18 protein-coding genes are annotated in these 22,043 nt (G+C 45.5%); 10 read left to right on the forward strand and 8 right to left on the reverse strand.

The window, feature by feature from the left end; all coding sequences use genetic code 11:
- Positions 1–80: 80 nt before the first annotated feature.
- The 8 genes from JRG66_RS11990 to JRG66_RS12025 all read left to right on the forward strand — a co-directional run bounded on the left by JRG66_RS11990 (position 81) and on the right by JRG66_RS12025 (position 11,967).
- Positions 81–626 (forward strand): NADPH-dependent FMN reductase, encoded by a 546-nt coding sequence (locus JRG66_RS11990; RefSeq protein ID WP_265163003.1) that lies wholly within the window; start codon positions 81–83, stop codon positions 624–626.
- Complete coding sequence (locus JRG66_RS11995) at positions 623–1,933, forward strand: anthranilate synthase component I family protein (RefSeq protein WP_265163004.1); 1,311 nt, start codon at positions 623–625, stop codon at positions 1,931–1,933. The genes JRG66_RS11990 and JRG66_RS11995 overlap by 4 nt, the downstream gene beginning before the upstream one ends.
- Positions 1,934–1,967: 34 nt before the next feature.
- Complete coding sequence (gene tilS / locus JRG66_RS12000; protein WP_265163005.1) at positions 1,968–3,302, forward strand: tRNA lysidine(34) synthetase TilS; 1,335 nt, start codon at positions 1,968–1,970, stop codon at positions 3,300–3,302.
- Positions 3,299–5,308, forward strand: coding sequence for a protein-disulfide reductase DsbD family protein (locus JRG66_RS12005; protein WP_265163006.1), 2,010 nt, complete (start codon positions 3,299–3,301; stop codon positions 5,306–5,308). Before tilS ends, JRG66_RS12005 begins: the two co-directional genes overlap by 4 nt.
- Positions 5,309–5,373: 65 nt before the next feature.
- Positions 5,374–7,242 carry a CocE/NonD family hydrolase gene (locus JRG66_RS12010; RefSeq protein WP_265163007.1) on the forward strand — a complete coding sequence of 623 codons (1,869 nt, stop codon included), beginning with the start codon at positions 5,374–5,376 and terminating at the stop codon, positions 7,240–7,242.
- A gap of 120 nt (positions 7,243–7,362) precedes the next feature.
- Complete coding sequence (locus JRG66_RS12015; protein WP_265163008.1) at positions 7,363–9,195, forward strand: DUF885 domain-containing protein; 1,833 nt, start codon at positions 7,363–7,365, stop codon at positions 9,193–9,195.
- Positions 9,192–10,178: an aldose epimerase family protein gene (locus JRG66_RS12020; RefSeq protein WP_265163009.1), complete on the forward strand. Its 987-nt coding sequence runs from the start codon at positions 9,192–9,194 to the stop codon at positions 10,176–10,178. The genes JRG66_RS12015 and JRG66_RS12020 overlap by 4 nt, the downstream gene beginning before the upstream one ends.
- 112 nt (positions 10,179–10,290) lie before the next feature.
- Positions 10,291–11,967, forward strand: coding sequence for a sodium/sugar symporter (locus JRG66_RS12025; protein ID WP_265163010.1), 1,677 nt, complete (start codon positions 10,291–10,293; stop codon positions 11,965–11,967).
- 453 nt (positions 11,968–12,420) lie between these two features.
- Here the strand turns inward: JRG66_RS12025 and JRG66_RS12030 are convergent, their stop codons facing one another.
- The 7 genes from JRG66_RS12030 to gcvT form a co-directional block, all read right to left on the reverse strand.
- Positions 12,421–13,263, reverse strand: coding sequence for a pirin family protein (locus JRG66_RS12030; RefSeq protein ID WP_265163011.1), 843 nt, complete (start codon positions 13,261–13,263; stop codon positions 12,421–12,423).
- A 75-nt stretch (positions 13,264–13,338) separates the two neighbouring features.
- Complete coding sequence (locus tag JRG66_RS12035; protein WP_265163012.1) at positions 13,339–14,067, reverse strand: NYN domain-containing protein; 729 nt, start codon at positions 14,065–14,067, stop codon at positions 13,339–13,341.
- Positions 14,068–14,203: 136 nt separating this feature from the next.
- Positions 14,204–15,091: a cation diffusion facilitator family transporter gene (locus tag JRG66_RS12040; protein ID WP_265163013.1), complete on the reverse strand. Its 888-nt coding sequence runs from the start codon at positions 15,089–15,091 to the stop codon at positions 14,204–14,206.
- Between the two features lie 243 nt (positions 15,092–15,334).
- Positions 15,335–16,063 carry a YebC/PmpR family DNA-binding transcriptional regulator gene (locus JRG66_RS12045; RefSeq protein WP_265163014.1) on the reverse strand — a complete coding sequence of 243 codons (729 nt, stop codon included), beginning with the start codon at positions 16,061–16,063 and terminating at the stop codon, positions 15,335–15,337.
- A gap of 57 nt (positions 16,064–16,120) precedes the next feature.
- Entirely contained in the window at positions 16,121–16,411 is a 291-nt protein-coding gene (locus tag JRG66_RS12050; RefSeq protein WP_265163015.1) for a 4a-hydroxytetrahydrobiopterin dehydratase, read from the reverse strand.
- A 74-nt stretch (positions 16,412–16,485) separates the two neighbouring features.
- Positions 16,486–17,304: a sugar nucleotide-binding protein gene (locus JRG66_RS12055; protein WP_265163016.1), complete on the reverse strand. Its 819-nt coding sequence runs from the start codon at positions 17,302–17,304 to the stop codon at positions 16,486–16,488.
- A gap of 3 nt (positions 17,305–17,307) precedes the next feature.
- Complete coding sequence (gcvT, locus tag JRG66_RS12060) at positions 17,308–18,390, reverse strand: glycine cleavage system aminomethyltransferase GcvT (protein ID WP_265163017.1); 1,083 nt, start codon at positions 18,388–18,390, stop codon at positions 17,308–17,310.
- A gap of 141 nt (positions 18,391–18,531) precedes the next feature.
- On the opposite strand from gcvT, the gene JRG66_RS12065 reads away from it, so the two are divergent.
- Positions 18,532–20,061 (forward strand): NAD(P)H-hydrate dehydratase, encoded by a 1,530-nt coding sequence (locus JRG66_RS12065; protein ID WP_265163018.1) that lies wholly within the window; start codon positions 18,532–18,534, stop codon positions 20,059–20,061.
- Positions 20,061–21,566 carry a histidine ammonia-lyase gene (gene hutH / locus JRG66_RS12070; RefSeq protein WP_265163019.1) on the forward strand — a complete coding sequence of 502 codons (1,506 nt, stop codon included), beginning with the start codon at positions 20,061–20,063 and terminating at the stop codon, positions 21,564–21,566. Before JRG66_RS12065 ends, hutH begins: the two co-directional genes overlap by 1 nt.
- On the opposite strand, the gene JRG66_RS12075 is transcribed toward hutH, so the two are convergent.
- Positions 21,536–21,937, reverse strand: coding sequence for a hypothetical protein (locus tag JRG66_RS12075; protein ID WP_265163020.1), 402 nt, complete (start codon positions 21,935–21,937; stop codon positions 21,536–21,538). The genes hutH and JRG66_RS12075 overlap by 31 nt on opposite strands.
- Positions 21,938–22,043: the final 106 nt, after the last annotated feature.

A 22,043-nucleotide genomic window follows, 5' to 3' on the forward strand; every position in this document is an offset into this window, starting at 1 on the left:
CCTATGGGTTTTGTTTAAGCTAATGCCAGCTTTATTTCTTCCGCGCCTATTTTGTATTTTTGGCTACCAATTTTACTACTATGACAAAGATCCTGGCTTTTGCCGGCTCCAGCAGCCCAACTTCAATCAACCATCAGTTAATTCTAAATGTCACCCGGCGTATTTCAGATCAGCAGGTGGAGCTGCTCGAACTGCACGAGCTCGAGTTTCCTGTGTACAGCATTGTGAGGGAAAAAGAAGGTTTTCCCGAAAACGTGAAATTCCTCTATAAAAAGATTGTTGAAGCCCCTGCTCTTATTATCGCGGTAAACGAGTATAACTCTAATGTTTCGGGATTTTTTAAGAATATTATTGACTGGCTTTCGCGTGTGGAAAAGAATTTTCTCGCCGGCAAAAAAATACTTTTAATGAGCACCTCGCCCGGAAAACGAGGGGGTGCTTCGGCTTTGGAATACTGTAAAAACCAGTTTCCAAGGTTTGGGGGAGAAGTGGTGGAGAGCTTTAGCCTGCCTCAGTTCTACGAGAATTTTGATTCTGAAAAAGGCCTGGTGGTTAACGAAGTTTTTGACCTTGGCATTATAGACGTGGTCACTTCTTTCTCGCAAAATATCAAAGAGGCGCAGTGAGGATATCCAAAAAGGTCAAAATTAAAGAAGATTTTCCAGTAAAAAAGGCGCTCTTGCACTGGGCACGCCAGTTCAACGAAGTGGTGTGGCTCGATAGCAACCGGCATGAAGACAGCTATTCGAATTTTGAGGCCCTGCTTGCCGTAGATGCCTTTACAGCTATTCAAACCGATGCTTCGGAAGCTTTTGACAAGCTGAAGGAATACCAGGAAACTACTGCCGACTGGATTTTTGGGTATCTTACTTACGACCTTAAAAATGATGTGGAACACCTGAAAAGTGAAAACCACGACGGACTCCTTTTTCCCGAATTGTTCTTTTTTCAGCCGAAGAAGCTCATCATCGTCAGGAAGAATGAGCTCGAACTGCATTACCTGGGGCTGGTTGATGATGAGCTGGAAGAAGACCTGGAGCATATCCTTCAAAAAAGGCATTTTCAGGAGGAAATTTTTCCGGAGCCGGAAAGGGAGGTCAGGCTGAAGCCGCGCATCTCAAGAGATGAATATTTGCTGAAAGTGCAGGAAATGTTGGGGCATATTCAGCGGGGAGATATTTATGAGGCCAATTTTTGTCAGGAATTCTATGCTGAAGCTGTAAAATTTGATCCTTTTCAGAAATTTTTAGCTTTAAATGCCATTTCTGAGCCCCCGTTTGCCGCTTTTTTGAAAAATCACGATCATTACCTGCTTTCTGCTTCCCCCGAAAGATACCTTCAGAAGAAAAACAGGCAGGTGATTTCCCAGCCTATAAAAGGAACTGCCCCCAGGGCAATTTTTGATGCCGAAAAAGATAAAGAACTGGCGCTTCGGCTTGAAAAAGATCCTAAAGAGCGCTCAGAGAATATCATGATTGTAGACCTGGTGCGAAATGACCTGTCAAAAACAGCAAAAAAGGGCAGCGTTGAGGTGACCGAACTTTGCGGGGTCTACAGCTTTTTGCAGGTGCATCAAATGATCTCTACCATAAAATCTCAATTAGATGAAGGCATTGCCGCGGTTGAGGTGCTGCGCAGCACTTTTCCCATGGGCAGTATGACGGGGGCACCAAAGATCTCTGCCATGCAGGTCATTGAAGAGCTGGAAGAAACAAAACGTGGCCTCTACAGTGGTGCCGTGGGCTATTTTGAACCTTCGGGCGATTTCGATTTTAACGTGGTTATTCGCAGCATTTTGTACAACGCAGCTTCGGGGTATGTGTCTTTTTCGGTGGGGAGTGCCATTACAGCGGCCTCAATTCCCGAAAATGAATACCGGGAATGCCTGGTAAAAGCCGCAGCCCTTAAAAAGGTGCTGGAGGAGCAGGAATAAAGGGAAATCTTCAGAAAAAAGAGCCCTGCAACCCATGCAATTTGATATCTTTGAGCTTATGCTGTCAGCCTTTAAAAAACACCTGCAGGAGCTGTTTCCTAAAACTTTTAAACGTAGGGTCCTACTGGCCGTGAGCGGTGGGGTAGACAGTGTTGTGCTCGCCCATTTATGCAAACAGGCAGGCCTGGAAATGGCCCTTGCCCACTGCAATTTTAACCTGAGAGGTGACGAGAGCGATGCCGATGAAGCTTTTGTCCTGGAACTGGCCGACGCCCTCGAAACCGAAGTCTTTATAGAGAGCTTTGAAACCGAAGCTTATGCGGCCGGGAAAAAAATCTCGGTACAAATGGCCGCGCGCGAGCTAAGGTATAACTGGTTTAAGGAGCTGCGCGAAACCCTGCAGTTTGACCATATTTTTACGGCCCATCACGCCAATGACAATCTTGAGACCGTGCTCATTAATTTTATAAGGGGTACCGGTATTGAAGGCCTTACGGGAATTCCACAGGTGAATGAGTTTGTCGTTCGGCCGTTACTGCTATTTTCGAGGGCGCACATTGAAAATTATGCCCGGGAACATCAACTGCAATGGCGGGAAGACAGCAGTAATGCTTCCACTAAATATTTCAGGAATAAAGTGAGGCTGGAAGTGATTCCCAAACTTCTCGAATTGAATCCGCAGTTGCTTGAAAGTTTTGAAAATACACGCCGTCACCTGCAGCAGAGTTCAAAGCTCATAGAAGATTATGTTTCGGTCATCTTTCCGAAAGTGGCAAAGCAGGAAGCCTACGGATATTCTTTCAAAGTCAAACTGCTAAGGACCCTGCCCAATACCAAGGCGGTGATGTACGAACTTTTTAAAACTTTTGGCTTCACCGAATGGGACGATGTACATGGCCTGCTCACTGCACAGCCGGGAAAAATCGTTTACTCCAAAACCCACAGGCTTATAAAAGATCGGGAAGATTTGCTGCTTACCCTGCTTCCGTCACAAGATGATAGGAAGTACACCATCAAAGAAGATGAAGAAGTAGTGATGCTGCCTATGGGGACTTTTCATTTTGAACTGGACGAAGAAGTTGAAAAAACCGAAGCCGGCACAATTTTTATTGACCGGGAAAAGTTGCAGTTTCCGCTGGTGGTAAGAAGGTGGCAGCAGGGCGATTATTTTTACCCGTTCGGGATGAAAGGGAAGAAAAAAATTAGCAAGTTTTTCAAAGATGAGAAGTTATCTTTGCCACAAAAGGAAAATTGCTGGCTACTCTGTTCGGGGCAGGATATTGTTTGGGTTATAAATTACCGTGCCGATGCCCGCTTTGCCGTTGAAGACAGTACCCGGGAAATTTTGAGATTAAGTTACACACCATGAGATCACCCCTATTTTTAATCGTTTTCTTTTTAGGTTTTTTTAATGCCCAGGCCCAGATATTTGACCCCAATAACCTGGGGCAGGGAATGGAAGACCCCATAGAGTGGGAGGCCAGCCTGGAGCAGGAGAACGACTCTGTATATCAGCTCGTGTTTAAGGCATTTCTGGAACCCGGCTGGCATTTGTATTCCCAGGAAGAAGTGAAGATTGACATTGCGCCCATCCCTACAGCTTTTACTTTTTCTGAGGCTCCCGAAAAATATGAACTGGTGGGGCCTACCGTTGAGCCTGATGTTCCGGCACTCTACGATGCAGTTTTTGAAGCCGATATCACCTATTTTGAAAAGGAAGCAGTCTTTAAGCAGAAGATCAGGGTGCTTGATGCCACTGAACTGCTGATCACTGCGGAAGTTTATTTTTCGGTTTGTGACGATGAGAAATGCCTGCCGCCCGAAACAGAACGCTTCAGCTTCAATATTGGAGAAAATCGGGTAGAGGAAGGTTTTACAGACCTCGAGGTCTCAGATAAAGATCAGCGGCTTACCGAAGCCCTGAATATTGATGTAAAAGGAGTGGGCGGAGTCGATATTGCCGATGAAAAAGAGCATAATTACAGTACCATTTTCTTCCTTGGTTTCATTGGCGGACTCATCGCCCTGCTCACGCCCTGTGTGTTCCCAATGATTCCCCTAACCGTTTCCTTTTTTACCAAAGGCGCGAAAACACGCAGAAAAGGCCTGGTAAATGCCATCATGTACGGGGTATTCATATTCCTGATCTACCTTTTGCTCAGTTTGCCGTTCCACCTGCTGGATTCGCTAGATCCCGGTATCCTCAACAATATTTCTACCAACACCACATTGAATATTATCTTCTTCGTGATCTTTATCTTCTTCGCCTTTTCATTTTTTGGGTATTACGAGATCACGCTGCCCAGTTCCTGGAGCAATAAGATGGACGACAAGGCTTCCAGCTTTGGAGGGGTTATAGGCGTTTTCTTTATGGCGCTAACCCTCGCCCTGGTTTCTTTCTCGTGTACAGGGCCTATTTTAGGGTCTCTGCTGGGAAGTTCCCTTACTACCGATGGGGGTGCAACCCAGTTGTCTTTTGGGATGGGAGGTTTTGGCCTGGCCCTTGCGCTTCCGTTTGCCTTGTTTGCACTTTTTCCCAACTGGCTCAATTCACTGCCAAAAAGCGGCGGCTGGCTCAATTCGGTAAAAGTTGTGCTTGGGTTCATCGAACTGGCACTGGCATTTAAGTTCCTTTCCAACGCCGATCTTGTGCAGCACTGGGGGCTCCTAAAAAGGGAAATTTTCATTGGCATCTGGATCGTGGTAGGCCTCGGCCTGCTGCTGTACCTGTTCGGGCTGCTGCGTTTTCCTCATGATGGGCCAAAAACGAAACTGGGTAAAGGGAGATTGCTGCTGGGTATTGCCACCCTGGTCTTTGTGGTTTACCTCGTTCCGGGCCTCACCAACACGCCTGCAGCCAACCTTAAACTTCTAAGTGGTTTCCCGCCACCTTTGTTTTACAGTATCTATGAAAAAGAAACAGACGGGCCTTTAGGTCTTAAGGCGTATAAAGATTTTGAAGAAGGCGTTGCGGCAGCAAAAGCTGAAAATAAACCCATTCTTCTCGATTTTACCGGCTGGGCCTGTGTGAACTGCCGAAAAATGGAAGAGCAGGTGTGGAGTGACCCTGAAGTTTTTGACCTCATGCAGGATGAATTTGTGCTCATTTCCCTTTATGTAGACGACCGCAAAGAGCTGCCCAAAGATCAGAAGTTCAATTACCAGAAACCTACCGGCGGTATAAAGGAGATAAAAACCATTGGAGACAAATGGGCCACTTTTCAAACCCTTAACTTCCGGAATAACTCCCAGCCGTTTTACGTTCTGCTAGACCACAACATGAATATGCTCAACCAGCCGGTTGGTTATACGCCCGATTCAGAAGAGTTTGCGGCCTGGCTCAGGCAGGGAGTAGAAGAATTTAATGCCCGGTAAGTTCATTGGCAGCCGGGTTTTGACAGGAATTTCTATCTTTAGGGACTTCAAAACTAAGCTTACAGATGAGATTTATTAAAATTTATTTCCTGCCGGTGCTGTTTGTGCTGCTTGGCAGCCGTGCATTTGCACAAAACGCGACCAACTATGAGGTTAAAGACCACTACACCAAGCAGGAGGTGGTTATTCCCATGCGGGATGGCACAAAGCTTCATGCCACCATCTTTTCGCCTAAAGATACTTCCAAAGAATATCCAATTCTCATCACCCGTACTCCTTATAGTTCGAGGCCATACGGCCAAGGGCAGTTTCGTTCGCAGCTGGGGCCCAATGAATATTTGATGAAACAGGGGAATATCTTCGTGTACCAGGATGTGCGCGGAAGGTGGATGAGCGAAGGGGTTTACGACAATATGCGGGCTTTTATTCCGAAGAAAAAAGGAAAGCAATTCGATGAGGCCAGCGATACTTATGACACTGTAGAATGGCTAGTGAAGAATGTAAAGAACAACAATGGCCGCGTTGGCCTCTGGGGTATTTCCTATCCCGGTTTTTACGCTACTTATTCCCTTCTGGCCAATCACCCGGCAATAAAAGCGGTTTCCCCGCAGGCATCCATCGGGGATTTCTTCTTCGATGATTTTCACCACAACGGCGCCTATATGTTGAGCTACTGGAGGGCTACTGCTGTTTTTGGCTATGAAAAAAGTACGCCCAGCGATACTGCCTGGTATTCTTTCCCGGAGCTCAATACCAAAGATCAATACCAGTTCTTCCTCGATGCGGGGCCTCTCAAAAACCTCGATAAATACTATGGAGAAGACAATGTTTTCTGGCAACAGCTCAAGGAACATCCAAATTATGATGAGTTCTGGCAAAAACGCGGAATTATTCAGCATTTAAACAATATTAAACCTGCGGTAATGGTTGTGGGCGGCTTATTTGATGCTGAAGACCTTTACGGCCCCTTCAATATTTACAAGACCATAGAGAAGAACAGCGATACCTACAACATGCTCGTGATGGGTCCCTGGAGCCATGGCGATTGGGCCCGCAAAAAGGAGCGGCAGGCTATCGGGAATGTGTATTTTGGCGATAATATTTCTGAAAATTACCAGAAAGAAGTGGAGACCATCTTCTTTAACCACTTTTTGAAAGGAGACCCAGATGAACCGCTCGCGCTTCCTGAAGCTTACATGTTCGATACCGGTTTGATGCAATGGAAAACCTATGAAGCCTGGCCCCCAAAAATGGCAAAAAAGAAAGCCTTTTACCTTGGTGATAATCAGCAGCTAATTGCAGGGCCTGCAGCTGCTCCCGCTGTTAGCACTGGTGCCGAAACGTTCATAAGCGACCCGGCGAAACCTGTGCCTTATTCTGAAGATATCAAAATGGTTTTCACCCCGCGAAAGTATATGACCGACGATCAAAGGTTTGCAGCACGCCGCCCCGATGTACTGGTGTATGAAACTGAAGTTTTAGAGGAAGATCTCACGCTCGCCGGAGAAGTGCTGGCAAAATTGCAGGTGGCAACCACCGGAACGGCGGCCGACTGGGTGGTGAAGCTAGTTGACGTTTTTCCACCAGATGCCGAAGATTTTGAAGAAACACAGGATTATCTCTCGATGAGCAATTATCACTTGATGGTGCGCAGCGAAGTTATAAGGGGCAGGTTCAGGAACAGTTTTTCGAATCCCGAGCCTTTTGAACCCAACCAGAAGACTGAAGTAAACCTGCAGCTTCAGGATGTGCACCACACCTTCAAAAAAGGCCACAAGCTGCAAATACAGGTGCAAAGCACGTGGTTCCCGTTAATTGACAGGAATCCGCAGACTTACGTCGACAATATTTTTGAAGCCGAAGAAGAAGATTTCCAGAAACAGGAACACAAGGTCTTCCACGATTCACAAATCATATTTTCAATACTCGAATAGCTTTAAGAGGTGTTAAAAATGACATTTTTAACACCTCTTTTTCTTTCTACCTGCCGCTGCGCGATTGCAGTTAATTTCTTACTTTCAACATTCGTTTTTCAGCATAAAATTATAGCGCTTATGAGAATCAAAAGCTTCAAAATACTACTTTCCCTGCTTATCTTCACCGGTTTTTCTGCCTGCAGGAATACTTCAGGAGAAGCAGAGATCACTTCGGAAGAAATTCAGCAGGAAACAGCACAGCTAAATGCCTTTTTTGAAGAGGAATTTCAGAAAGATCTTGCAGATTCACCCATGCTGCAAACCCGCCTGGGGATAAAAACAAATTATGACGCCTGGGACGATTTTTCGCACCTGCGCTATGCCGAAGATCTCAAAAAGGCCAAAAAAAGACTTGCCTTTCTTGAAGATGAAATAAATCCTGAAGCTCTTGAAGGGCAGGCAGCTCTCAGTTATAAACTCTACCGCCAACAGCTTGAAAACGAGATTGAAGACTACGATTTCAGGCTTTACAATTACCCCGTAAACCAAATGTTTGGGGTTCATGTGCAGTTGCCCGCATTTTTGATCAATATGCACAAAATCGATTCGGTGAGCGATGCCAGAGCCTATATCGCGAGGCTTAACAAATTTCCTTCAGTAATGGAAGACGTGATAAAAGGGCTGGAGCTGCGGGAAATGAACCAGATCATGCCGCCGGCCTTCGTGTTTGCCCACACGGTTGAGGCTTCACAAAACCTCCTGAAAGGACGCCCTTTTGAGAAATCGGCTGAAGCAAGTACACTTTTGGAAGATTTTAGGAGTAAAGTAGAAAAGCTGGAGGTTTCAGAAAGCCAGAAAGATGAGCTGATTCTGAAGGCGCAGCAGGCACTGCTCACTTCGATGAAACCGGCTTACGAGAATCTTATTGCAAAGCTGAAGGACCAGCAACAACGCGCCACAGCCGATCACGGGGCCTGGAAATTTCCGAAGGGAAAAGCCTTTTATGAAAATGCTTTGAAGAGAACTACCACTACCAATTTATCTGCTGAAGAGATCCACGAAATTGGCCTTAGCGAAGTGGCGCGTATTCATAAGGAAATGGAAGATATTATGAAGCAGGTGGGCTTTGACGGCAGCCTGAAAGATTTTTTCCAGTTTATGCGCGAAGACGGGCAGTTTTACTATGAAAATTCAGAAGAAGGCAGGCAGCAGTATTTAACTGAAGCCAAAGCTGTCATTAACAGGATGAAGGCCCGTCTCGATGAGCTCTTTTTGACCCAACCCGAGGCTGATATTGTGGTGAAGGCTGTTGAGCCTTTTAGGGAGAAAAGTGCCGGGAAGGCATTTTACCAGCAGCCGGCAATAGACGGTTCCCGCCCCGGTACCTATTACGCCAATCTATACGACATGGAGGCAATGCCCACCTACCAGATGGAAGCACTGGCCTTTCATGAAGGAATTCCCGGTCACCACATGCAACTGGCCATAGCGCAGGAACTTGACAGCCTGCCCATGTTCAGGAAAATAGGCGGGTATGGAGCTTACATTGAAGGCTGGGGGCTTTACAGCGAACTGGTGCCGAAAGAAATAGGTTTCTATGAAGATCCTTATTCCGATTTCGGAAGGCTGGCTATGGAGCTTTGGCGTTCCATTAGGCTGGTGGTAGACACCGGGATCCACGCCAAAAAATGGACGAGAGATGAGGCGATAGACTATTACGTGGAGAACTCCCCCAATGCCGAAAGCGACGCGGTGAAGATGGTAGAACGGCATATTGTAATGCCGGGACAGGCCACTGCCTATAAAATTGGAATGAACAAGATCCTGGAACTTCGGGAATATGCAAAAAAAGAGTTGGGGGATGAATTTAATATCCGGGAGTTTCATGATGTGGTTCTCACTAACGGGTCTGTCCCGCTCAACATACTTGAAGAACTGGTTGTAGAATGGGTTAAAAATAAACAAGCTTGAAAACAAAAGACACAGCAGTAGAGTTAACACTCATAAAACTTAAAAATCAGCAGGGGACTGAACTGGAAATCCTCAATTTTGGGGCGACTATTTTCAGTTTAACAATTAAAGGCATCAACGTAGTTGTGGGGCCATCGCAGCCTGAAGATTACCTTAGCGGGATCTACCACGAGCGTGGAAAATTCTTTGGCGCCTCGGTGGGCCGTTATGCCGGCCGAATTTCAAAAGGCCAGTTCTCCCTCAATGGGGAAACGTACAAACTTTTTGAGAAAAACGGTGTACATCTTCACGGGGGCAAGCACGGATTTTCATACAAGTTCTGGAAGCTCATAGAGCAGGGAGAAGGGCAGGACCCATACGTGCTGCTCGAATATATTTCACCCGATGGGGAAGAAGGGTATCCCGGAAACCTCACTGTGCAGGTAAAATATACACTTACTGAAGACAATGAAGTGCAGGTTGACTACCGCGCCCAAACCGATAAAGAGACCGTAGTGAATCTCACCAACCACGCATATTTCAACCTGAATGGTCGCGGCGATGTGAACGGGCACAGGCTTCAGCTTCCTGCAGATTCCTTCCTGGAGTCAGATGCTCACCTGGTGCCTACTGGGAATTTGACCGAGGTGACGGGTACAGAGTTTGATTTCAGAGAATCGTCTTTAATAGGCGAAGTGCCGCTAGATACCGTTTTTAAACTAAACGGGAGTGGAAAGAACATAACATTAGAGGGAGATAAATCGGGTCTCAAGCTGGAGGTGGAAACCAACCAGCCGGCAGTAGTGGTGTATGTTCCCGAAGATTTACCTGCAGACTGGGAGTATGCCACCAAAGTTGGGGCAGAACGTGCGGCAGTATGTCTTGAGACGCAAAAATTTCCTGATGCGCCTCATCATGAGCATTTTCCGGATGTTAGATTGCGAAAGGGAGAAGTTTACGAAAATAAGACTACATGGAGGTTTACCGCCGGTTCAAAATTTTAACTGTAAAACTTACCTTTATTCTGGTTAAACTCTTATATTTAACAAAATTTTAGTAGGTAGGTTTGCCTGTGCGAACTGCCTGTAAGCATTAATTCTCCTTAATTTTTTTCTTATGGAATTCGCTTTACTCGATAAGCTGATTTTTGCCGCTTACGCGTTGATGATCATTGGGATTGGCCTTTGGGTCTCCCGTGGCAAGGGAAATACTTCAGAAGATTACTTCCTGGCCAGTAAATCTTTGCCCTGGTGGGCGATAGGTACCTCGCTTATTGCGGCTAATATTTCCGCAGAACAGTTTATTGGAATGTCGGGTTCCGGTTTTGCGATTGGGCTTGCCATTGCGTCTTATGAATGGATGGCGGCTATTACCCTTATCATTGTGGGAAAATATTTTCTTCCCATTTTTATTGAAAAAGGGCTGTACACCATTCCAGAATTTATAGAGGTAAGGTACAGCACAAATTTAAAAACCATACTTGCGGTCTTCTGGATCGCCCTGTTTATATTCGTTAACCTTACATCGGTACTTTACCTGGGTGCCACAGCTTTAGACACCATTGTAGGTTCTGGAGACGGTTCTATCTTCCTGTATTCAATTATTGGGCTTGCGCTTTTTGCCGCTGCATATTCTTTGTATGGCGGGCTTGCCGCCGTTGCCTGGACCGATGTTGTGCAGGTGGTTCTTCTCATTTTAGGAGGGTTGATCACCACCTATATAGGCCTGTCACACGTGTCTGAAGACGGCGGAATTATCTCCGGAATTGTTAGCGTGTACGAGCAGGTTCCCGAAAAATTCTCTATGATCCTTGAAAAAGGAGAGATTATTACCCCCGGCGGAAAAGATGCCTGGTGGGATCTTCCGGGGCTGGCCGTTCTACTTGGCGGGATGTGGGTGGCAAACCTCTATTACTGGGGCTTTAACCAGTACATTATTCAAAGAACCCTTGCAGCAAAAAGTTTACGGGAGTCTCAAAAAGGGATTATTCTCGCAGGGTTCCTTAAACTTTTAATCCCGTTGATCGTAGTGGTGCCGGGAATCATCGCTTACGTGATGAACACAGGGCCGGGCGGCGCTTTTGGACCTGAATACACCGATCCTTCTTTTATTGCTGAAGGCGGCAGGATCATCAATGACAATGCTTTCCCATGGCTTATAAAAGAATTTGTGCCTGTGGGCTTAAAAGGCCTGGTGCTGGCGGCTCTTGCGGCGGCCATCGTTTCTTCGATCGCCTCTATGCTGAATTCCACCGCAACCATCTTTACAATGGACATCTATAAGCCGTACATACAGAAAGGAGCTTCTGAAAAGCGCCTTGTGACCGTAGGAAGGCTTTCGGCTACTCTAGCCCTAATCATCGCAGTGATTCTTGCACCCCAGCTAAGAAGCCTGGGGCAGGTTTTCCAGTACATCCAAGAGTACACAGGGGTAGTGAGCCCGGGGATCCTGGCCGTGTTCATGCTGGGCTTGTTCTGGAAAAAAACGACCAACAATGCGGCTATTTTTGGGGTACTGGCCTCTATACCTATCGCCCTCTACTTTAAAGTAGGCCCTTCAGGCTGGATTGACAGTCCGTTTTTTGTAGAACTGCCGTTCATGCACCAGATGTTTATCACCTGGATACTTACCATGGCTATTATGGTGGCCTTAAGCTATTACGAGAATAAGGGTGCCACCCATCCAAAGGCGATCATCATTACGAAAAAACTCTTTAAAACCGGACCAGCTTTTAATATTGGTGCCTTTGCGATCTTATTAATCGTGACCATGCTGTACGCTATTTTCTGGTAGGTTTCTTCGGAAATTTTTATAAAAAAACCGTCATTTGACGGTCTTTTTTTGTAAAAAATTATAGCTGATTATTTTAGATCATGAGCACATAAGTAGCTTTTAAGACTAATTCCTTCCGGCTATGATGATCTGGTTATATAAAACATCCTGTCCGGTTTTTCAATATTATAGTTGAATTTTTAAGTGGTAGTGTTTTAAGGAGGAGCTATAAAGGAGGGGTGTGATTAACTCTTACCTTCGGAATATTTATTCCTCAGTAAAAATTGGGAGGCCCTGCAGGAGAATGTACAATTCATGTGGTTTAGCAGACAAAAGAACAGACCACAATACCATCAATGGCTCTAGGGGCAAAAGATTAAAAAATATTTAAACCCAAATAAAAAAAAACTCTTTTAAATATCTACGAAAAAAAGGCTGTTTAAAAAGTATTTTTAAACAGCCTTTCCTTAAACCTTACTCAAATTTTCCCTGTTGATAATCGGTGTAGGCCTGGTCAATTTCTTCGAGTGTGTTCATCACGAAAGGACCCTGGGCTACTACGGGTTCGTTAAAAGGTTTTGCGTGACCAAACAAGACAATACTTTCTGCCAGGGCTTCCATGCGCAGGTTTTCATCGTCATTATTAAATTCTACGAGATGAAGGGACTGGATGATCTCTCCGTTAATCTTTATTTCTCCTTTTATCACGTAACAAAGAATATTGTGCTCAGCCGGCACCCGAGTACTAAAAACACCTTCGGGCTCAAAGAAAAGGGTACTTAGGTGTATCTCTGTGGGAGTATCAAAAGGACCTTTGGTACCGTATAAATCCCCTGAAATTACCTGGGCTTTTACTTTTTTGTCTTCGGAAAATGTCACCGGAATTTCCCCTTTTTGAAGCCCCTTGTAAGTTGGTGGTGTCATTTTTAACTTCGCCGGTAAATTCACCCACAGCTGAAGGATCTCTAACGGCCCACCTTCCTTTTTGAATTTTTCCGAAGAAACTTCGGCGTGAATAAGACCTTTCCCGGCAGTCATCCATTGTACGCCGCCACTTTCAATGACGCTGTTGTTTCCGCCTGAGTCTTTATGGGCAATGTCGCCATCAAGGATAAAAGTTACTGTTTCCATCCCCCGATGCGGGTGCGGCCCAAAAGGCAGCCCATTGTTTCCCGGTGAATACCGCTGCGGCCCGTGATGGTTGAGAAAGAGAAAAGGATCAATCATCCGCAGAGACCGCGTGGGCATAGGCGAATAGGTGATGAGATCGGCAATGGGCCGGTACTCTGCTTTATATGTTCTTTTAATGGTCCTCATATTTCAATAGTCAGTAGTCAATAGTCAGTAGTTGATAGTCAAATATTCAATAATCAATATTCATTATTCAATTTCTTACTCTTTATTCCTTACATAAATGAGTTTATATTTTCCACGGCCCTGGTTTTCCCTAGATTCAATTTCAAATTTGGCTATGGAACTTATCATTGGGGTTAACTTTTGAAATCCGTAGTTACGGGAGTCAAAATTAGGTTGCTTCTTTTGCAGCAGGCTTCCTACATCTCCCAGGAAAGCCCAGCCGTCATCATCGGCAACATCAGAGATCGTAGACGCGATTAATTTGATGACCTTATTGGTGATCTTGTCATAATCACTCTTCTTAGTCTCTTTCTCCTTACTCGATTCCTTCGTCTGGTTTTTCAGGATTTCAATATAAATAAACCGGTCGCAGGCAACGATAAAAGGATCGGGGGTCTTTTTCTCTCCAATGCCAATCACGTTCATTCCGGCTTCTCTAAGGCGGGTGGCGAGTCTTGTGAAATCGCTGTCACTGGAAACCAGGCAAAATCCGTCGACCTTTTGTGAATACAGGATATCCATGGCATCTATGATCATGGCAGAATCGGTCGCATTTTTGCCCTGGGTGTAGCCGTATTGCTGTATGGGTGTAACGGCATTTTCGAGCAGTACATTCTTCCATTTTGCCAGGTGTGGCTTGGTCCAGTCGCCGTAGATCCTTTTTATAGTAGGGTTGCCGTACTTGGCAATCTCTTCCATCATTTCTTTTACATAGGCCGAAGGAATATTGTCACCGTCTATTAATACCGCTAATCTTGTATCCATTAAAAATTTAAATTTCCTGATTATCCCATAAAGATAGGGAAATGATGCCGACACAAATGAGAAGCAGCGGGGATTAAGTTTTTTTTAGGAAGACCGGTCAGACTGAAGAGGAAAATAGCTGCCAAAAATGGCATTTTTAAGAATGCTCTGTGTCGTGAGGTTCTATGTGGATCAGGATATCGGCTAGTTCCGGGATCTCCCTTTGCAGCCTGTCTTTTAAATTATGGGCAATTTCGTGACCTTCGTTGACCGTAAGTTCACCGTCTACAATAACATGCAGGTCTACATGATAAGTCATTCCGGTTTTGCGTACAAAGCATTTTTCAGTTTCAATCACGCCTTTTTCCTTTTTTGAGACCTCGCGAATTTCATCCACCAGGTCGTCATAAAGGTGTTCATCCATAATTTCACCAAGGGCTGGTCTTAAAATAAGGTAAGCGTTGTAGAGTATAAAGCCCGAAGCAAAAAGTGCCGCCCAGTCATCGGCTGTTTCGTATCCTTTTCCCATAAAGAGGGCAATGGCAATACCAATAAAAGCCATGAGGGAGGTGATGGCGTCGCTGCGATGGTGCCAGGCATCGGCCTTGAGCGAGCTGCTGTTGGTCTCTTCCCCTTTTTTATTGATAAACCTGTAAAAGATCTCTTTGGTAAGTATAATTGCCGTTAACACTACCAGCGTGTAGGGTTTGGGCACTTTATGAGGAGTTTGAATGTTCTCAATGCTCTCCATCACAATTACGGTAGCCGAAACTACTAAAAACCCTACCACGGCAAAGGTGATAAGCGGCTCCACCCGTCCATGCCCGTAGGGGTGGTTCTCATCGGCCGGCCGGGCCGAATATTTTAATCCAAAAAGTACCAGCAGGCTCGAAAACACATCGGTGGTAGATTCTATGGCATCGGCAATAAGGGCGTACGAATTCCCAAAAACACCGGTGATGCCTTTGATGATGGCCAGCGCGGCATTGCCGGCAATGCTGTAGTAAGAGGCTTTTATGGCCTGCCGGTGGGAATCGGTATTCATAATTTTTTGAAACTAAAGAGGCTTCCTTAAAAGCTCTAATGCTATCTTTCTAAATTATTTCTGAATCTTTTTGCTTCTGAAAATCAGTTTGTAAGATCCTGAAAAATACCTTCAGAATGACATTTTTGACAACTTTTAAGACAGCCTCGTTTCTGTCTTCCTAAATATTCAGGAGCGATATAAATTTAAAGGATTCTAAAATTACTTCAGAATATATATGCTAACTGCGGGAGTGCCTCTTATTTACGCCTCCTCTTCAGTTGTTTCTTCCATGGTGTGGTACACGTGCTGTACATCATCATCTTCTTCCAGCTTTTCAAGAAGTTTCTCCACATCGGCGGCTTCTTCGGGAGATAGCGGTTTTGTTACCTGCGGAATATACTCAAAGCCGGAGGAGATGATCTCGATATCCCTGCTTTCGAGTTCCTTCTGAAGGGCTCCAAATGCTTCAAAAGGCGCATAGATGATGATTCCGTCTTCATCTTCAAAAACTTCTTCGGCACCAAAATCTATCAGTTCCAGTTCAAGTTCTTCGGCATCAAGGTTATCTTTGTCGATGCGGAAATTACAGGTATGGTCAAACATGAATTCTACCGAGCCCGAAGTTCCCAGGTTCCCGTCGCATTTATTGAAGTACGAACGCACATTGGCAACCGTGCGGTTATTATTGTCTGTAGCAGTTTCTACCAGCACGGCAATACCGTGTGGCGCATAACCTTCAAAAAGTACGATTTTGTAGTCGCCCTGGCTTTTATCGGAAGCGCGTTTTATGGCCCGCTCAATATTGTCTTTGGGCATGTTAACACTCTTGGCATTCTGGATCACCGCCCGCAACCTGGAGTTGGTATCGGGATCGGGGCCACCTTCTTTTACAGCCATTACTATGTCTTTCCCAATGCGGGTGAAAGCCTTGGCCATAGCAGACCACCGCTTCATTTTACGCGCTTTCCTGAATTCAAATGCTCTTCCCATTTTAATCTATTAATTGAGGGGTAAAAATAGGAAAAAACATCAAGCTCCTAAAAAAGATTATTCGCCTGTACCTATAATATCTTCAATGCTTCGGGCGAGTTTAAAATCTTTCTGGGTCACACCGCCGGCATCGTGTGTAGAGAGCGAAATTTGAAGTTCGTTGTAGACGTTCGTCCAGTTGGGGTGATGCTGCTGGGCTTCGGCTTCAAAAGCAATCCTAACCATCACCGAGAATGCTTCTTTAAAGTTCTCGAACTGAAAGCTGGTGTGAATGGCATCATCTTTATACTCCCAGCCTTCCAGCTCTTCAAGCTTTGATCTGATCTCATTGTCATCTAAAATCTGCATAATTCCTGAATTTTAATTGTTTAAAGTTAAACAAGCTCGGCGCGCAGAAAGATGAATTAGTAGAATATTAACAGCTAGGAAACCAAAGTACTGGCCACCACTTCCTGGATCGAGATCTGCAGGTTCTTTGGCAGCAGGTTGTCTTTGGGGATTACGGCAAGAAACCGGTCAAAGTTTGAATCGTAGACGTTTTTAAGCAAAGGCTTTTTTTCTCCCAGGGTTTCACAGATCTCGGCCACAAGGTCGTTGTGGTGAATAAGGTCGTTGCTGCCTAAATGGAACACCCCCTGTTTGTTCCGGTTTATGATGTAGTGCAGCTGCTGGGTCACTTTTGTATCAAAAGTGGCGTTTACCACCACGTTTGAGAAAACTTCAATGGCTTCGTGCTCCTGCAGCTGCCTTTTTATCTCGGCAATACGTGGCGAACTGGCTCCAAAGACCATAGGCAAACGCGCAATGACATATTTGTGGTTTGGCAGTCGCAGGAGCGCATTTTCGATCTTAATTTTAAACCTTCCGTAGACACTTTGAGACAGGGTTTTGTCGTATTCGTAAGACGGGTAATTGGTGAAAGCATCAAAGACATTGGCCGAAGACAGAAAAATAAGCTTTGAATTCTTGTTGTTCAGCAGGTAGTCTATGATCTCAAAGTGGGTGTGTACCTGGGCCAGAAAGTTTCCGCGCAGGGCAGAGACTATAACATTTGGACGCAGGTTTTCCAGGAGAATGCCTATACTTTCCCGCTCCAGGTCAAACTGGTGGAACTTCTGGTTCTTTTCAAAAAACGCATTTTCGGTACGGTAGGTGGCGTGCGTATCAAAATAGGGGTAAAGCTCTTTATAAAGGGCATTCCCTATAAAGCCGCTTCCCCCTAAGATCAAAATTTTCTTCAAAAACTATCCTTTATAAAATGGCATTTTTACCACTGTGGCAGGAAGAGCTTTTTTGCGAATCTGAATATTAATTTTACTTCCCGGCGTGGCATACTCGGTGGGAACATATCCCATTCCAATTCCCTTTTCAAGAGACGGCGACATGGTTCCGGAAGTTACATTGCCAATAACCTTGCCACTCTCATCTACAATCTCGTAACCCTGGCGCGGAATTCCGCGTTCATTAAGCTCAAAGCCCACCAGTTTACGCGTTGGCCCATTCTCTTTTTGTTCCTTAAGGGCTTCAGAGTTAACAAAGTTTTTGGTGAATTTGGTGATCCAGCCCAACCCGGCTTCAATTGGGGAGGTAGTATCATCAATGTCATTTCCGTAGAGACAAAAGCCCATTTCGAGGCGCAGAGTATCTCTGGCAGCAAGGCCTATGGGTTTAATCCCGTAACCGGCTCCTGCTTCAAAAACGCGGTCCCAAACGCGCTGGGCATCATCGTTTTTTACATATATCTCGAAACCGCCACTGCCGGTATAGCCGGTGGCCGAGATGATCACATTTTCGGCTCCTGCAAAAGCTGCCACCTGAAACGTGTAGAATTTTATTGCTGAAAGATCTACATTGGTGAGAGACTGCATGGCTTCGGCGGCTTTTGGCCCCTGTATGGCGAGCAGTGAATACTCATCTGAAAGATCGCGCATGGTAGCGTCCATCGTGTTGTGCTGGGAAATCCAGTTCCAGTCTTTTTCGATATTGGAAGCATTAACCACAAGAAGGTATTTCTCTTCGTTAAAGCGATAAATAATAAGATCGTCTACAATTCCGCCATCGGAATTGGGCATGCAGCTGTACTGGGCCTTGCCGTCGGTAAGTTTTGCAGCGTCGTTAGACCCAATTTTCTGGATCAAGGCCAGGGCGTTCTCTCCCGTGATAAGGAACTCGCCCATGTGCGAAACGTCAAATACACCTACCGCTTTTCTCACGGTCTCGTGTTCAATATTTACACCTTCATAGGAAACAGGCATGTTGTAGCCCGCAAAGGGAACCATTTTGGCTCCAAGTTCTATATGAGTAGAGGTAAGTGCTGTATTCTTCATTTAAAATTTATTTTCCGCAAATTTATTAAATTCAGTAAGGATAGGGCGGTTAATGCGGAAATTTTCAATAGAAATAGATAAGGCAAAGGCTGGGGCCAAAGGAAATTTTATATTTGTGTAACTTTTTCAAAAAAGCAATTCATGAAGATCCTTAGTGCCAAACAAATAAAGCAGGCCGATAAACTGACTATTGAAAAGCAGGGGATTTCTTCCACCGAATTAATGGAAAGAGCCGCCACGCTTGTCTTTGACGAGATCCATAAACGCCTGCAGGCTGCGCCAATTCCCGTTAAAATTTTCTGCGGAATTGGGAACAATGGAGGGGACGGGCTTGTGGTGGGGCGGCAGTTGATAGAAGCGGGCTACGATGTCACTATATATATTGTAAACTACAGCGATCAACGCTCGCCGGATTTTCTCGTGAATTACGATCGGGTAAAAAACCTCTCGAAAAACTGGCCTGTTCTTCTCAAAGCTGATGACGACCTTCCCCAAATAAAATACGGCGATTTTGTTGTCGATGCCATCTTTGGGGTGGGCTTGAATCGGCCGCTGCCAGGCTGGGTCGCAGGGCTGGTAAAGCACATTAATGCTTCGGGGGCTTTTATGCTGGCCATAGATATGCCCTCGGGCCTTATGGCCGATGCCGCGGTAGAAAATATGGAATCGGTCATTAGGGCCAGTTACACAATTAGCTTTCAGGTGCCAAAAATGGCATTTTACCTGCCCGGTACAGCGCCTTTTGTTGGCGACCTTCAAATTCTGGATATAGGCCTTGATCCCGAATTTATAAAAGATGCCCCCGCAGCAGCCGAATTGATTGGGAAAGCCGAAGCACGTGCCCTTTACAAGCCACGCCAAAGGTTCACCCACAAAGGGACATATGGCCATGCGCTTATTATTGGCGGAAGTTATGGTAAAATTGGCAGTGTTTGCCTCACGGCCACCGCCGCACTGCGTGCAGGTGCAGGCCTGGTCACTGTATATGCGCCAAAATGCGGCTATGATATCCTGCAAACCGCACTTCCTGAAGCCATGGTGATCACCGATCTGCATAACGAGATCCTCACCAACATCGAATTTGACCTTGATCCCGATGTGATAGCATTTGGTGTGGGAGTGGGCACAAAAGAAGAAACTGTTGAAGCTTTTGAACAACTACTGAAGAAGTACAAAAAGCCGATGGTCATAGATGCCGACGGACTTAATATATTTTCCAAAAATGGCGATTTACTCGAGCTTTTACCCGAAGGCAGTATCTTAACGCCTCATCCCAAAGAACTGGAAAGACTTATTGGCCCCTGGAAAGATGATTTCGAAAAACTCGATAAAGCCAGGGCTTTCACCAAAAAACATAAAGTAATCCTGCTTATAAAAGGCACCTATACCTTTACAGTAACTCCAAACGACCTTTTTATCAATACTACCGGCAACCCTGGCATGGCCACTGCCGGTAGCGGAGATGTGTTGACGGGAGTGCTGAGTGCGCTTGTTGCCCAGGGCTATGAACCTTTGCGCGCTACCATCCTGGGAGTATACCTGCATGGAAAAGCCGGAGATATCGCCGCCGAAAGATTCAGCTATGAAGGTGTGGTGGCAGGGGATATTGCAAAAAATACAGGAGCTGCAATTTTTGACCTTTTTGAAACCCAAAAAACCAACTATTCCTAATGAGAGATTGTCATTATATAAGTTCTTCAGTTCTCGATATTGAAGAAATAAGGGAGATCATTGAAAACAAGAAAAGCCTTGCCCTTAGTGAAGAGGCTGTTTACCAGATTGAGAAAGCCAGGAAGTATCTCGATCAAAAAATGAAAGAGAACAAAAGCCCCATTTACGGGATCAATACCGGTTTTGGTTCTTTGTGCAATGTCAAGATCTCTTCAGAAAACCTTACAAAACTTCAGGAGAACCTGGTGATGTCTCACGCCTGCGGAACAGGGGAGAAGGTATCAAAACCTATCATCAGGTTGATGTTATTGTTGAAAATTCAATCATTAAGCTACGGGCATTCGGGAGTTTCTCTGGAAACCGTGAACAGGCTTATAGATTTTTACAATGAAGATGTGCTGCCGGTGGTGTATTCACAGGGATCTTTAGGCGCTTCGGGCGACCTTGCCCCCCTGGCGCACCTCTCGCTTCCGTTGATTGGGAAAGGAGAGGTTTATCTCAATGGAGAAATTATTCCTTCCGAAGAAATGCTGAAGAAATTCGGCTGGAAACCCATCACCTTGCAATCTAAAGAGGGCCTGGCACTGCTTAACGGTACCCAGTTTATGAGTGCGCATGGAGTTTACGCCCTGCTTCAGTCTAACCGGCTTTCAATTTGGGCCGATGTGATAGGAGCCCTGTCGGTTGATGCGTTTGATTGTAATATTGCCCCTTTTGATGAGCTGGTGCATCTGGTACGGCCACATCGCGGGCAGGTGAAAACCGCCGAAAGGATCAGGAAGATCCTTGCCGGAAGTGAAATTGCCAAACAGGTAAAGCAAAACGTGCAGGACCCGTACTCCTTCAGGTGTATCCCGCAGGTGCATGGCGCCAGCAAAGACACGCTCGATTTTGTGTACAAATGCTTTAAGACCGAAATTAATTCGGTTACCGATAACCCAAATATCTTTGCTGATGCCAATAAGATTATTTCGGGAGGGAATTTTCACGGGCAGCCGTTGGCTTTGTCCTTAGATTACCTGGCTATTGCCATGGCCGAGCTGGGCAGTATTTCAGAAAGAAGGATCTACCAGCTGGTATCTGGTTTGCGCGGACCGGCATTTCTGGTTGATGCCCCGGGACTTAACAGCGGATTCATGATTCCGCAGTACACCGCCGCCAGTATTGTGAGCCAGAACAAACAACTTTGCAGCCCTGCGAGTGTAGATTCCATTGTGTCGTCTAACGGGCAGGAAGATCACGTGAGCATGGGCGCGAATGCCGCAACAAAAGTGGTGAAAGTGGTAGATAACGTGAGCACCATCCTGGCAATAGAGCTCTATAATGCCTCGCAGGCACTCTCGTACAGGGGGGCTTATAAGACATCTCCCCTCCTTCAGAAATTAATTGAAGAATTCAGGAAAGAAGTTCCTTTGGTGAAAGAGGATGTGGTGATGGCACCTTTTGTTCAGAAGGCAAAAAAATTCCTTCAGAATTACCCTTTAAGCGATTTTTCTTTTGAATAGGTGTTTAATTGCTCTGTCATCCAGGCTTCAGCTTCTTCAAGAGTACTAAAGATCTCGAAGGAATTTTTATCGGTATAAAATTGCCGTTCTACACGTGCTGTTTGGCGGGTGAGCGCATTTTCGGAAACCACGGCGATTGCTTTTAACTGCGGGTGCTCTGCAGATTCGCGGTACACCATGGGGTTTACGGCATAAGAGTGTATCCTGTGCGAAATATAGCCGAAAAAATTGCCCCCAAAGCTGTCTGTGCCAATTTGCAGGATCTTCCTGTTGGTCTCTACGTCAAGTAAGGCGCCTTCGTTCATTTCATTGATCAGGATCCTGTCATGGACCCAAACCACGCCGCAGTTCAACTCAACTTTTGTTGTCATTATTTGTTTGGAATAGGTGGTGAAATTATGATTTTTATTTTGAAGTTGATGAAGCGGCTAATGAGATTTGGTAAAAAAAAAGAAGGTCTTCAAAAATGGCATTTTT

It is taken from the genome of Salinimicrobium tongyeongense (genome assembly GCF_026109735.1).
In the GTDB taxonomy this organism is placed as follows: domain Bacteria; phylum Bacteroidota; class Bacteroidia; order Flavobacteriales; family Flavobacteriaceae; genus Salinimicrobium; species Salinimicrobium tongyeongense.

What these genes read in the sequence shown, in the direction of transcription:
- JRG66_RS11990 (WP_265163003.1), top strand. Translation starts at nt 81, where the DNA reads ATGACAAAGATCCTGGCTTTTGCCGGCTCCAGCAGCCCAACTTCAATC.
- tilS (WP_265163005.1), top strand. Translation starts at nt 1,968, where the DNA reads ATGCAATTTGATATCTTTGAGCTTATGCTGTCAGCCTTTAAAAAACAC.
- JRG66_RS12005 (WP_265163006.1), top strand. Translation starts at nt 3,299, where the DNA reads ATGAGATCACCCCTATTTTTAATCGTTTTCTTTTTAGGTTTTTTTAAT.
- JRG66_RS12010 (WP_265163007.1), top strand. Translation starts at nt 5,374, where the DNA reads ATGAGATTTATTAAAATTTATTTCCTGCCGGTGCTGTTTGTGCTGCTT.
- JRG66_RS12015 (WP_265163008.1), top strand. Translation starts at nt 7,363, where the DNA reads ATGAGAATCAAAAGCTTCAAAATACTACTTTCCCTGCTTATCTTCACC.
- JRG66_RS12025 (WP_265163010.1), top strand. Translation starts at nt 10,291, where the DNA reads ATGGAATTCGCTTTACTCGATAAGCTGATTTTTGCCGCTTACGCGTTG.
- JRG66_RS12030 (WP_265163011.1), bottom strand. Translation starts at nt 13,263, where the DNA reads ATGAGGACCATTAAAAGAACATATAAAGCAGAGTACCGGCCCATTGCC.
- JRG66_RS12035 (WP_265163012.1), bottom strand. Translation starts at nt 14,067, where the DNA reads ATGGATACAAGATTAGCGGTATTAATAGACGGTGACAATATTCCTTCG.
- JRG66_RS12040 (WP_265163013.1), bottom strand. Translation starts at nt 15,091, where the DNA reads ATGAATACCGATTCCCACCGGCAGGCCATAAAAGCCTCTTACTACAGC.
- JRG66_RS12045 (WP_265163014.1), bottom strand. Translation starts at nt 16,063, where the DNA reads ATGGGAAGAGCATTTGAATTCAGGAAAGCGCGTAAAATGAAGCGGTGG.
- JRG66_RS12050 (WP_265163015.1), bottom strand. Translation starts at nt 16,411, where the DNA reads ATGCAGATTTTAGATGACAATGAGATCAGATCAAAGCTTGAAGAGCTG.
- gcvT (WP_265163017.1), bottom strand. Translation starts at nt 18,390, where the DNA reads ATGAAGAATACAGCACTTACCTCTACTCATATAGAACTTGGAGCCAAA.
- JRG66_RS12065 (WP_265163018.1), top strand. Translation starts at nt 18,532, where the DNA reads ATGAAGATCCTTAGTGCCAAACAAATAAAGCAGGCCGATAAACTGACT.
- hutH (WP_265163019.1), top strand. Translation starts at nt 20,061, where the DNA reads ATGAGAGATTGTCATTATATAAGTTCTTCAGTTCTCGATATTGAAGAA.
- JRG66_RS12075 (WP_265163020.1), bottom strand. Translation starts at nt 21,937, where the DNA reads ATGACAACAAAAGTTGAGTTGAACTGCGGCGTGGTTTGGGTCCATGAC.